Genomic DNA, 12,516 nt, shown 5'->3' with positions numbered 1-12,516 from the left:
GTGAATAGGCTGAATTAATATTTACAAACTTGAGGATTGTCTTTTACAAAATAGGTTTTGTAATTCTTCGCTTTTTTATCCATACAACCTTCCAGGTTTAATAGCCGGACTTTACGAAAATCGGTTGGATGGCTCTCCGCCTGTAATGCAATAAAACCTTTGCCGTTGGGTGTACGGTCATCCCATTGCAAGCCCGTATACTCCAGCACTTTTTTACCATTAATAAAGTGCTCGGCTTTTTCACTGCCATGCACTACCAACTCTGCAGTCACCCACTGATCGCCGTGGTAAGTATCGCTGGTCGAGTTAATAATGTGATCTTCAGTAAATTTGCCATTAAATACCACGTGAGTCCCAGGCGTGCAAAGGTTGCCGGTGGTACGCGGATCTTTTCCATTACCACCTAACAATTGGTACTCCATGCTTCCTGGAAAGTCCTGCTCCACAGTCATGGTTTTGGGATCTTGCGTGTGATACATGATGCCATTGTTGCGAAAGGCCCAGGCCGGACCACCTTTCACTTGATCGCCCACAAAGCGATACTCCACTTGAATTTTGTAGTGAGAAAAAGCGCCAGCATTGGAAAAAATATGGCCAAAGCGAGCGTCAAACTGGGGATATTGGTCGTAGCGCGCTTCCAAAATGCCATTTTCCACTCGGAACGTATTAAAAGCATTTTCACCCAGCGGATAACCGCGAATTTTAACCGTCCAGTTACTCAGGTCTTTGCCATTAAACAAATCGACCCACTCTTCTTTGTCAGGATTATTGGCAGCAAATAGAGGTTGGCAAGCAGCAGTAAATGCCAGGGCGGTAAATAGAGCGTTGGGAAGGAAACGTGAATTCATGTTGAATCATCCTGGTTATTAGTATTTTCCGTGAATTTAACTGAATTATCCGATAAATGGCAGAGCCTTTACAAAAACATACCTGTACGTTTGCTCAAAAGCGACTCAAACACCAGACCAGCTATCACCATAAAGAGCCTCATAGCTAGGCTCCTTAATGATCTCGCAACCGACACTCTTTAAAAAGATTGTTTGTCCTAATGACAGCTCTCGTCCAGCATGAACGTAAAAGGCTTTTCGCGCTCGCTCGGGAAAGGCTTTGAAATACTTGGCTCGTTCGATCAATAGCCAACGCAGGAAAATTTCTGAGGTATCCAGGCCGAGCCCAACAAACAACAAATCCTTATTAAAAATGATATGTAACCAAGTATTGCAACCATTCCATTCGCTGTGCTTCTTATCAGAAAATAATCGCTGAGCGCCGCCCTTATGAATGAGTGCCCTCGCCCGCTCAACCGAACCCATGTAATGGCTCAAGCCTAATCGAATACTACGTGAGTAACGTTTGATTCCATTGATATGCCAAATCGCAAACTCTTTCTCGGGATGCTCTATTTCACCTTCTGCAAAATAACTCGCCCAAGGATAAAAGTCGGTAAACCGAACTGCATCACTATGATGCAACTTTAAACCCGCACAATCAGATAAGGTTTCATCGAAATTGGTTGTTAATAATGGAGCGTTATGGCGCCTTGCCCATTGGACTATGGCTTGATGATGAGACTTCGCATTCCAACCCACCAAAAAATCGCAGAATTCTTTTTGCAGATTTTTGGTTTTGGATTTACTGCTTAAATCAAGCGCATCATAAAATTCAGTAAGCGATATTCCGAGCGGGATATCTTTGGGATCATCATCCGTGTGTTTGATCCATAAATCCAACAGCATTGCATCCCATGAATTGATATTACCATCACTGTTATAGCGATTGATGCCGTTGCCTATAACAAGGGCGAGATTGTGACTCGGGTTTTGCAGGATATCGTTTAGATTCATTATTAGTATAAGAGTTAGTTGTACTCAGAGAGTACAGGCCGATGATTTGCTAACTATAGTTAACGCTCATGCTCACTTTCAATCACTGCTGATATTTTTTGCATAATGCGTAGGGCGTTCTCCAAATCCTCCAGTGGAATCTGCGATGCTTGACGATTCACCAACGGCGTTTGCACTTCCATTAAATTACTAAATACCGTGAGCCCCTTTTGAGTCAGCTCCAAGAAATTCGCGCGCTTATGTTGCGGGTTTTCAGTAAAGATCAATAACTCTTCGGCTTCCATCAAATTTGCCAAGCGCTGCACCGCCTGACGCGACTGCCCAAGTTTGCGTGCGATCTGCGGCACCGTGAGCTGACTTTTGTCATCAGCTATACAGCCAAGTATTTTCCAGCGGGCGTTGGTAACACCTTGGAGCTTACAAATGGCATCGCCATCAATTGTTAGCAATTCATTGATTTTAAAGGCTTCTATAACCAATCGGGTAAAAGTCTCGCCTTGCGGTGTGTGTTTCATATCGCCTTCTCTCGCGGTTACTCGTCGCAATAATAGCAAAACAGAATATGACAACATGTTGTCAACATATTTATTGACTGCCACACTAGCAGTCATTGTCCGTGATTAAAAGCAGGCAATTGAAAATCGCATTATCAAAAACTAATGCGTAGAAAAACGTAAAAACAAAAAATTTTACTGCAGTCATAACTCAACTCTCGTTTCGCAATAATTAATAATTGGAGAACGCCTATGAATTACCTGACTCGGGTAAAGGCAAATACAACGCGCCTGGCTACAACAATCTGTATTACCGCAAGCCTGACCACACCTAACGCTATCGCCAACAACGCACCTCAACTCGGAAAAAGTCCGTTAAATGACGTTATTAGTGCACTCACGTTACAAGAGAAAGTGCTTATAGTTACCGGGTCGGGTATGGATTTCCCAGGTTTGCCGCCCAGCATGCAAGGTCCTGTTGTAGGAATTGTGTCTGATGGCGTTGCCGGCGCCGCAGGCACAACTCACGCTGTACCACGCTTAGGTATTCCCTCCATTGTTCTTGCCGATGGCCCCGCTGGTTTAAGAATCCAACCGATGCGCGAAGGCGATAAAAAAACCTACTACGCAACAGCATTTCCGATAGCAACCCTGCTTGCATCATCCTGGGATACCGAACTGGTTTCCAGCGTCGGTGCTGCCATGGGCAATGAAGTAAAAGAATACGGCGTGGATGTATTGCTAGCACCGGCATTGAATATCCAACGCTATGCCTTGGGCGGTCGTAACTTTGAATATTACTCGGAAGACCCGTTGGTGTCGGGCAAAATGGCCGCAGCAATGACACGCGGAATTCAATCGCAAGGTGTAGGTACATCGATAAAACATTTCGCTGCAAATAATCACGAATGGAATCGCAACGTTATTGACGTAAAAGTTGACGAACGTGCACTGCGTGAAATTTATTTAAAGGGTTTCGAAATTACGGTTAAAGAAAGTGCCCCATGGACTGTTATGTCGTCCTACAACAAAATTAATGGCACTTACACATCAGAAAGCCACCGATTGTTAACTGATATATTGCGCACCCAATGGGGCTTTAATGGCTTGGTAATGACGGATTGGTTTGGCGGTAAAAATGCCGTTGCACAAATGCAATCCGGTAATGACTTGTTGATGCCAGGTACACAAATACAATTACAAACACTCATGGATGCAGTGAAAAATGGCGCACTCGATGAAAAAATTCTGGATCGAAATGTCGCGGCGATTTTAAATATAGTGGTTCAAACCCCTACCTTTAAAAAATATAACAATAGCGATAAACCCGATTTGGTCGCGCACGCGAAAGTCGCTCGTACTGCAGCTGCTGAAGGAATGGTGTTATTACGAAACCAGAAAGCATCCTTGCCTCTTATCGCTAAATCAAGCGTCGCATTGTTCGGTAACAGCGCTTACAACATGGTTACTGGCGGCACAGGCAGTGGCGATGTTAACGAAGCCTACTCCGTTTCATTACTAACCGGCTTGACCGATGCAGGCTTTGTTATTGATAAAAAACTGCAGTCCAATTACGAAAACTATTTAACAGCACAACGCAAGTCTCAACCACCAGCAATGCCGTTTATGCTGCCACCTCCTATTCCTGAGAACACGCTTTCGCTGGACGTTATTAATGCGGCAGCAACAAATACAGACAGCGCACTCATTACTATCGGTAGAAACTCGGGCGAATTTGTAGATCGCAAGCAAGACGATGATTTTTATCTGAGTAAAGCTGAACAACAATTAATTGAAAATGTCACCAAGGCTTTCCATCAACAAAAGAAAAAAGTGGTGGTGGTTTTGAATATTGGTGGTGTGATCGAAACAGCAAGCTGGAGAGATAAGGTCGATGGTATTTTACTGGCATGGCAACCGGGTCAAGAGGCCGGTCATGCAGTGGCAGATGTGTTATCAGGCAAAGTAAATCCTTCAGGAAAAATTACTGCAACCTTCCCGCTTAAGCTGAATGATTATCCAGCAGCCGAAAACTTCCCCGGCGTTGTGCTCGAAGCTGCTGACCCTGGCACCTATAATCCAATGCTCGGCGATAAAGCGGCAAGTGTGGAATACAAAGACAGCATCTGGGTTGGTTACCGTCACTTCAATACCAAAGGAGTCAAAACCGCATATTCATTTGGTTATGGTTTGTCATATACCGAATTCAAATACAGCGCTTTAAAACTCAGCAAGCCATCAGTTGATGGTGAGTTAACTGTAACAGTGACTATCAAAAATAGTGGCAAAGTAGCAGGCAAGGAGGTTGCGCAATTATATGTAAGCGCTCCTGAAGGCAAGCTTGAAAAACCGTCGGCCGAATTGCGTGCATTCGCGAAAACCAAACTGCTGCAACCGGGAGAATCACAGACTCTGACGTTTGTTATAGCTGAAAAGGATTTAACCTCATTTGACGTTAGCCAAAACAATTGGCTAGTAGATGCAGGAAAATACACTGTAAAAATCGGTGCATCTTCTACTGATATCAAGCTAACTAAAACATTTAAGAAAAAGAATGAAAGCAGAATAGCGCTTTAGTTTAATTATCCAGCAAGGCTACCAGGATGTAGTCTTGCTGGATGCTGACAAGATTGAAGATAATTAACCCGATCTAGTTGCCAAAATGGCATTTATATCAAGCGGCTCGCGATAAAGAGCAAAGTCAGTTTCGCGGGATTGAATTGCCAAGATGGACATACGGTCTGCCAGTTCATTGCCCTGCAAACCAACGTGGCCATTTACATGCAGCACCTGTACCTTGTCTTTCAAGGTTTGATGCAAGGAGTAAATCTCTTTAATCAGTTCGAGATTTTTAATCTCCCCCCCCTTCTTTTTCCAACCTGCCGTCTCCCAACCAACTGCCCATTGCACAACGCATTGAATTGAATATTGGGAGTCAGAAAAAACCGCGGCAGTTTTCCCTTTCGCGATTTCATCTCTGGCGAGCAGCAACCCTTGATGCAATGCATTTAGCTCTGCGGTATTGTTTGTTCCCATTGAGTTATACAAACCGTACCAAAGCTCGCTCAATTTATTATCCTGATATACCGCCAACCCGGAACCAGCCTCACCTGGGTTTGGCTCACAACCTCCATCAGTGAATATTTTCACTTGTTCAGATAATGCATTTACTTCAGCGGCATTGTAAGTTTTAATTTTTGCACCGCTCGCTGCGGCACGACCAGTACCCGCTGTCGGCTTGGCGCTGCCAAACGCTGCTTCAGCTTCTTCGCGAGTTAAAAACGATTTATAACGCGCACCCACAAAACCATCTACATGCCTCTTGCACGTAGGCCAATCCGTAAAAATCCCGGTCTCACGACCAGCCCATACCACATAAAATTTTGAAGCCATTGGGAACTCATTTTAATTTATAAATCATAGATTGGTGCTGAGGTTTGAGGTACGAAATAACCTTTAGTCAGAACCCTAAAAAACTTAAACAATAATTCGACCAGCCTGATTTAGAAGAAGGAAGTAAGAATTCAAATTATGTTTAGTCGTCCGCACTCCCGGTGGTATCACATGGGTAGACTCTAAAAGTTTATTTGCGATCTCTTCCTGATAAAGGTAATAACTGCCATTATAGTTAACTCTTATGCCTTCTATATCCACTCGCAAAATGGAAATGTAGTGCCTAAAAACCGCAAAAATAGAAAGAGATTTATCAAGCTTTCCGTGCCCACCACCATACAAATAGTTCTCCATTTTTACATCAGTGAAATATCCTTCATCTATACCCTTATGAATATATTTGTCATAAACATTATTTTGAGGATTGGCTACTAAAGCACCATAAAAATCCTCATGCTTCAGTTTTAGACAAACTAAAAACATAATAAAAGTTGCATGCAATTCAGGTGTATCTGTAACCAAAACACAATTTTTTAGGACAGAAAAAGCCTGCTCTTGCTCTCTTACTGTGAGCTGAAAAAACTCAGCAACTTTGGAAAATAATCCTGGCGCGCCGTCGAGAGATGAGTTAAAAGAGCTTGGTAAAAATAATTTACTACCATAGTTAAAGCCTAGAAAAAGATGTTCCGCCATATTTTTATATTCCGGAACATTTAGCATGTATTCAGAATAAAAAAATCTTTTCAAGTAGGCGGTTGCATTAAAATTTTGCCCATATACAACTTTGATTGAATGCGACAGCTGTTTGGTATCAGAAGCAATAACGAAGAAAATCCCGGGAATATTAAACAGATGTTTAATTGACTCCAAAAGCTCAATCGCATATGTTGGCCTACAGCGATCAAGTTCATCAACAAAGATGCACATTGGTAGATAACTTGCTGATTTTTCATTTTTTAAATACTCAATCAAAGCTCCCAATGTCTTTCTGAAATTCTCAATACTTCCTTTTTCTTCATGGAACGACTCAATTGCAGCTGACGCCGCAATTGATGTAAAAGATGATGCAACATCTTGAATTGACGATACGCTTTCCGGATTCCATTCGCACTCAATAGCAGAGGCCTCATCCTCTTGGATAACGTTAAGGCCGACATAATGCTTAACAAGAGCTGATAACAAAACGGGAAGGGAAGGCTTTATAAACTTGTATGCTGTTTCTTTCAATTTCGAGACCGAACTCTTAATATTTAGTTCTTGCTCAAATTGCCTTTCAATATCATTGCAAACAGTCGACACAAAAGACATCAGTGCATCTTTAGTGAAGTCATTTGCCCATGCATCAAAATATATAACAGGATGATTCTTCTTTAGCTCTTTTGAAAATCGCTCAAGAAACCAAGTTTTCCCACTTCCCCACTCGGAATTAATATTTAACACTAGGGATGTTTCATGGGCTTTATCCATGCTAAATGCATTTTCAATGTAACGCTGCAGATATATGGCTTCGTCTTTTCTGCCAAGCAAATCACCTTTCCAAATATCTACGTCTTCATTTTCGTCAATCATTGTGGTGACTCTGTATGATTTTTCATCTGCCCAACCAATCTCACTGCAACAAACACCAATGCACCAACTGCGGCAAGTAATACAACCCAGAAGAGAATTGTTTTCCAGCTGAACACGGTTGCATGGCGAGCGAAGGAGCTAATTGATGGATTCAGTTCTTCGTATTTTACTTGTGTCCATTTAGCTTCTTTATTACTCAGCAGCTGAGAAAATATTTGGAGATTATTTTGCTGGTTATCAGGAGCGGCTTGGTCATCTATCGAGATATTGTATGGTGCTGCGTTATTGGCAATAAATTGTAAGTGTTGTGGTTGGCGATGAAATACCAATGAAGGCTTCAACGTTTTACGAACTTGTTCGTTGAACTCAATGCGCCAATGAGCCTCACTGGCAGCTTGAAGGCTGATTGGATTGCTATGCTGCCATTCACTACCGACTTGGGCGTTAAACCAAACACCTTGATGGACTAACTGCCAGGATTTTTTCTCGCTGGAACGTGAAAACACTTTTATGCTATCACCATAAGCGGTGGTACCAAGATCCAAACTTACTGCATTAAGCGGTGAAATATCTTCACGGGTAAATTCCCATGCAGCTACGGAAGTACTTTTGAGATCGGCTGAGCGCAACGCTGAGTCTTGCTCATCTGCAAGCTCACCATTTACATTCCAGATATCCGCTGGCGGAATATTGGGAATTCTATCGGTGTTTTCGACATGCACGTCGGTCAATTCCAGCTTTTCGCCACCACGGGTAAATTTCAAACGAAGATAGGCATATTGTTTTTCAGCGATATTAAGTGTGAGTTTATTACTGGTAAGGCGTTCGCCATCTTTCTGAAGTTGCGCCAATGTACCTTGGGCAAGAGGCGCCCAATTAGTGAGATCATTAGTGCCACTCACCTGCACTTCCAGATACTGATTGGTTTCATTTACTTGCCAATTCACAATCAGTTTATCGGCACGCTCTCTTAATTCGCTGAGGTCTACTACATAAAAATCGATGGGTGCAGTTTGCTCTTGTAACTCGGTGTTGGTGGTTTTTTCGGCGCTTACGGAGATTCCGTTGTCATCCAAGCGAATAGATGCACTGCTCAAAGCCAAAATGATTTCTGGTGGTACGCCAACCGCAACCGGGAAGAAACGTACACTTTTCTGGTGAGATTGCTCACTTGATTGCGTACTCGGAGGGGTAATCCGGTAGGGTAATTTGTTACCTTCTTTATCAGTAACGACCACATCATTTAATTGAATGCTGGATGAATAACGATAAATATCATGGGTGATGGTCGTTTGTAGATAGGTTTCTGCTGTGTCTTTGATTTGATAGACCGGAATTACATCAGCATTCGCCCATGCACCCAAGCCCAATAACAAGCCACCAACAGAAAGATATTTATTTACGCATTTCATTCAATATTTACCTCGTAACATTCTTAAACACTCGCGGACATTTCTTGCCGACTGGAGAAGCGACGCCTATTGGACTCCCTCTTCTTCTGCCAGTTTCGCTTTGGCCGGAATTGGTGATAAATAGCCGATCAACAGCATCAATCCACCCACTGCCATAAACGACGCAATACGCGCGAGCGTGCTTGTGCCCATAAGGTCTTTGGTGAATAGTTTTACCAATACCAACCCGAGAAGCGCAGCGCCCAACATCCATAAACTACGGTTTTGTAATCGACGCGAAAGATTCATCACAATAAGTGCACAAATCGCCCAAAGAATAGACAGCACCATTTGCACAACAACAGAATCCCACATGATATGAGGAACGTAAGCCACTCCGGTGTAATGGTGGATAGCACGCAGCAACACGATATTAATCCACACAAAACCCAACGCACCTATCACACCATAACGCAACTCTACTGGCATTTTATCGGAACCGATAAAACCGCGTTTAATGACATAAGCAAAAATCAGTAGCACTGCCGCTTGTGCGAGATCCAACGGATTCAAAATCGGCAGATAGAATTGGTCAGTAATACCTGAATAACGGCAGGCATAAATAAACCAGAGCAGCAAAAAGAAAATCAAGGGTGCGGGGATTAGATTTTTGTAATCAGCCTGATATTGCGCGAACGGCCAAATCGATTTATTGACCAGATTTAACAATGCAACCAATGGAACTACCAGACATGCAAACCATAAAACTGCTGCGCTAGTGCCATACCATTCCAGTTCAGCCTGCCAATAGCTTGCTTCCCAATAAACAAGACTAAATAAGAACCAGGCCGTTAGTATGTGAAACACACTCAATAAACTACAGGAACTGATGGCACGCTGACGCCAGAGAAATCGGTACTGCACAAACACAAACGCGAGTAACGCTAACAAACCCCAGCCCTGTGACGGATACACATCGTACCCAATAAAAAGTGATTCACCGAAATTGCGCATCGCCACTAATGAAGTCAGTGGTAGCAACCAAAATCCTAAACGAGCCAATTGCGGCCATTGGGTTTTTAAACTCAGTAATAGAACGGCAACAATAGACAATGCAAAAAACAGTATTAACGACGTGAAATGCTGCTCGCCGGAAATGTGTCCTTGAATTTCGTTATACGCTGCGGCCAACCACCATAACCAACCAATGATTAGCGTGAATTGCTGTAATGGTTTTTCAAAGCGACTGATGTTGTCGAGATAACGAGTTAACAGGTAAGAAATACACAAGGCAGTCATCGCCAACATGAGCAGGCCAATAAAGTCACCACTTATGATTGGTGTTGCCCCCGCATCAACGCCCTTGATCAATAAAGAAAAGGCAGCACCAATATGTAATAAATATCCTGCCAATCTCGGTAGCATGCGTTGCTGACGCAGACCAACCCAAATTAATCCCGTTGCCTCCAGCGCCCATGTTGCTGAGGTCCATTGCGCATCTAACGCGAGTGGGATTGTGAGAGTGGCAAAGGTAACGCCAAGTGCAATAAAAGATTCAATCAACACGCGATGTGTGTGTTGATATTTCGCCCAGAGCACGCGCGCCAGTGCAATATAAATGAGCGCAAGAATTAACGCGCTGATCGCCAAACCGTATTCAGTATGCTTCAGCAATGCAGTTTGCAAACCGAATCCGACGATAGGCAGCCCGAACACCAAACTTCCATCAACCAACCCTTTTAGATTAGGTGGTTGCTTCAGTGAAAATAGAACCGACACAGTTAAATAGAGCGCAAAAAAGGCGAGCAAAAATGGCTGGCTGCTGGCATACAATTGTGGCTCGTATTTAAGTACGCCCCAGGTGGATGTAATTACAAAGGTAAAAACAAAACCGACCCAGTTAAGTAACCGCCAGGTTTTAAACCAGGCAATTGCAAGAATGCCGATATTAAGCAGCAGGTAAAAACTGAATAAACCAACGTGATTTCCTGATCCATCCGATGTGAGGATCGGGGCGAGAAAACCACCAGCAGTAGCCATTAACGCCAGCACTTGTGCATTCTGCAGAATCGCCAAGGCCGCGCCGAGCATTACAATCACAAACATCAAACCAAATGCAGCGCCGGTCGGCATAAGCGAATACATTTTTGCTGCCGCAAATACCGTGAGATACAAAGCAGCAATACCACCGCCTTGCAGCACCAAACCATAACCACCTTCTTTGTTTCGGGTTTTCCAACCCAAACCGATTAACGCTATTGCTACAGCTGCAACGGCAGCCATACGCAACTCGATTGGTAACATACCCTGACTTGATGCGTACTTAACTAAAAAGCTTAAACCGAAAAACATCACCACCATGCCGATGCGCACAATGGGATTGCCTTCGGTAAAAAAGCGATTGATATAAGCAATGCCCTTTTCTATCGGGCTGGGTTGTACGGGCTCTTTAGGAATACTTATTTGCGGCTTGGATTGAGCAGCCGGACGTTGCTGCGCTTGCGCTAATGCTGGTGGTGCAGATTCCACCGCGAGCGATTCAAGTTCAGCATCGCTAATCGGTAAATCTGCAGGTGTTTTCTGTGGGCCTATTGGTGCAGTTTCTGGAGGTAATTCAATTCCGTGCGCTTTTAAACGCTCAGCTAAAGGAATCTGTATCTCTGTTGGATCAACAGCTTTAACGGGAGCAGTTGTCGATTCCTGTGCATGGTTTTTAAGTCGCTGCGCTACTTCTTGTTGCAATACCGTCAGATCGCGCTCAAGCTTTTTGATGGTGTTGGTCATCTGGAAAATTTTGGTGATCAAAAAACCCAACGCACCGCCGATAATCCAGCCGTTATTATAAAAAACAGCTTCACCGAACCCCATACCAATCAGGGTAAAAATAATAACCAACACCATATGAAATCCTTATTTATTATGTTCGCCAGTAATGACCTGAACTGTCTTGAGCGGCTCCAATACTTTCTCGTGCTCTAATTGCCATCCTACTGATGCACAGAGCTGCTGCATCATAAATTGCACTTGTTTTTGTGCGATCCCTGGTAACTCGCTTGCTTGCGCTTTTTCTTGCATTAACTTTTTAGCTTCGGCAAGAATTGCCGTGTAATCATCGTTATCAAATTTATTGAGAATACCTTGATTGATATCGTAAAACTTGTAGTCGGTGTCGATGGAAATAATTTCCGGATCGGCAAAATGTTCGATGATTAATGTGCGGCTGGCATGATCGCGACGAAAGCGCATTTTGGAGAAATCGAGACCAACTGATACTTTTGCTTTGGCAACTACCAAGGCTTTGCTATGGGTTTTGAACAAGCCGAAAAAATCCCGTTTTTCATTGTGATCATAAATTTCGGTGAAATAACCTTCGGCCAACACGATCTTGAACACCTTCTCGATACGCTCCAGCAAGATATGCGATTCGACCGCCGTATCATGCTTCGGCCCCTGTAATTTTTTGCTGTGATACCACTTGAATATCTGCCAGGTAGCAACGCCGCCCAGGATCATCGCAAGTATAAAAACGAGAGCATCCATTGGAGAATCCTTAACCAAATCGGGTTAAAACAAACGTCGGCCAGCTTAAACGGGCTTGGCATCAAAGTCTATTTGCCGCAGGCCATACTTGATGAGGTAGAATACAGCCCCCGTAAAGGCGCTGCCCAACGAGATTCCATGCCTGACTTTACTGCTGACAAGCCCCGCATTATCCCCCTTGTTTATCAGCCAGATTCCAGCAACTGGTTTGTCGCTGTACGTCACTTACCCAACGCAATCTGGCTGGACTCAGGCCATCCCGGTAGCAGCTATGGTCGCTTCGAT

9 protein-coding genes are annotated in these 12,516 nt (G+C 43.6%); 1 reads left to right on the top strand and 8 read right to left on the bottom strand.

Translation table 11 applies throughout. The annotated features are described in order from the left end of the window. Nucleotides 1-14: 14 nt before the first annotated feature. The 3 genes from AAGC78_RS10240 to AAGC78_RS10230 form a co-directional block, all read right to left on the bottom strand. Nucleotides 15-848 (bottom strand): 3-keto-disaccharide hydrolase, encoded by an 834-nt coding sequence (locus AAGC78_RS10240; protein ID WP_435783980.1) that lies wholly within the window; start codon nt 846-848, stop codon nt 15-17. Nucleotides 849-953: 105 nt separating this feature from the next. Then, the gene (locus AAGC78_RS10235) at nt 954-1,844 is read right to left on the bottom strand and encodes a hypothetical protein (RefSeq protein WP_435783979.1); all 891 of its coding nucleotides are present in this window, start codon (nt 1,842-1,844) and stop codon (nt 954-956) included. Between the two features lie 59 nt (nt 1,845-1,903). Continuing rightward, nucleotides 1,904-2,359, bottom strand: coding sequence for a MarR family winged helix-turn-helix transcriptional regulator (locus AAGC78_RS10230; RefSeq protein WP_435783978.1), 456 nt, complete (start codon nt 2,357-2,359; stop codon nt 1,904-1,906). Between the two features lie 231 nt (nt 2,360-2,590). Between AAGC78_RS10230 and AAGC78_RS10225 the strand changes: the two genes are divergently transcribed. Further along, nucleotides 2,591-4,915 carry a glycoside hydrolase family 3 C-terminal domain-containing protein gene (locus AAGC78_RS10225; RefSeq protein ID WP_435783977.1) on the top strand — a complete coding sequence of 775 codons (2,325 nt, stop codon included), beginning with the start codon at nt 2,591-2,593 and terminating at the stop codon, nt 4,913-4,915. Nucleotides 4,916-4,978: 63 nt separating this feature from the next. Here the strand turns inward: AAGC78_RS10225 and AAGC78_RS10220 are convergent, their stop codons facing one another. The 5 genes from AAGC78_RS10220 to AAGC78_RS10200 form a co-directional block, all read right to left on the bottom strand. Next, nucleotides 4,979-5,731, bottom strand: a complete 753-nt coding sequence (locus AAGC78_RS10220; protein WP_435783976.1) for a ribonuclease H1 domain-containing protein — start codon at nt 5,729-5,731, stop codon at nt 4,979-4,981. Nucleotides 5,732-5,815: 84 nt separating this feature from the next. Next, on the bottom strand, nt 5,816-7,300 hold the full coding sequence (locus AAGC78_RS10215; RefSeq protein WP_435783975.1) for a KAP family P-loop NTPase fold protein: 1,485 nt from the start codon (nt 7,298-7,300) through the stop codon (nt 5,816-5,818). Then, nucleotides 7,297-8,712 (bottom strand): DUF3999 family protein, encoded by a 1,416-nt coding sequence (locus AAGC78_RS10210; protein ID WP_435783974.1) that lies wholly within the window; start codon nt 8,710-8,712, stop codon nt 7,297-7,299. Before AAGC78_RS10210 ends, AAGC78_RS10215 begins: the two co-directional genes overlap by 4 nt. 66 nt (nt 8,713-8,778) lie before the next feature. Next, nucleotides 8,779-11,592: a DUF2339 domain-containing protein gene (locus AAGC78_RS10205; RefSeq protein ID WP_435783973.1), complete on the bottom strand. Its 2,814-nt coding sequence runs from the start codon at nt 11,590-11,592 to the stop codon at nt 8,779-8,781. A gap of 9 nt (nt 11,593-11,601) precedes the next feature. Next, nucleotides 11,602-12,231: a DUF4230 domain-containing protein gene (locus AAGC78_RS10200; RefSeq protein ID WP_435783972.1), complete on the bottom strand. Its 630-nt coding sequence runs from the start codon at nt 12,229-12,231 to the stop codon at nt 11,602-11,604. Nucleotides 12,232-12,516 lie beyond the last annotated feature (285 nt).

The sequence above is a fragment of the Cellvibrio sp. genome (genome assembly GCF_039207905.1).
Taxonomy (GTDB): domain Bacteria; phylum Pseudomonadota; class Gammaproteobacteria; order Pseudomonadales; family Cellvibrionaceae; genus Cellvibrio.
The sequence above is the reverse complement of the archived record's forward strand: the minus strand, read 5'-3'. Positions and strand labels throughout refer to the sequence as shown.

Coding starts and splice junctions, on each gene's coding strand:
- AAGC78_RS10220 (WP_435783976.1), bottom strand. CDS start 5,731: ATGGCTTCAAAATTTTATGTGGTATGGGCTGGTCGTGAGACCGGGATT.
- AAGC78_RS10205 (WP_435783973.1), bottom strand. CDS start 11,592: ATGGTGTTGGTTATTATTTTTACCCTGATTGGTATGGGGTTCGGTGAA.
- AAGC78_RS10215 (WP_435783975.1), bottom strand. CDS start 7,300: ATGATTGACGAAAATGAAGACGTAGATATTTGGAAAGGTGATTTGCTT.
- AAGC78_RS10225 (WP_435783977.1), top strand. CDS start 2,591: ATGAATTACCTGACTCGGGTAAAGGCAAATACAACGCGCCTGGCTACA.
- AAGC78_RS10210 (WP_435783974.1), bottom strand. CDS start 8,712: ATGAAATGCGTAAATAAATATCTTTCTGTTGGTGGCTTGTTATTGGGC.
- AAGC78_RS10235 (WP_435783979.1), bottom strand. CDS start 1,844: ATGAATCTAAACGATATCCTGCAAAACCCGAGTCACAATCTCGCCCTT.
- AAGC78_RS10240 (WP_435783980.1), bottom strand. CDS start 848: ATGAATTCACGTTTCCTTCCCAACGCTCTATTTACCGCCCTGGCATTT.
- AAGC78_RS10230 (WP_435783978.1), bottom strand. CDS start 2,359: ATGAAACACACACCGCAAGGCGAGACTTTTACCCGATTGGTTATAGAA.
- AAGC78_RS10200 (WP_435783972.1), bottom strand. CDS start 12,231: ATGGATGCTCTCGTTTTTATACTTGCGATGATCCTGGGCGGCGTTGCT.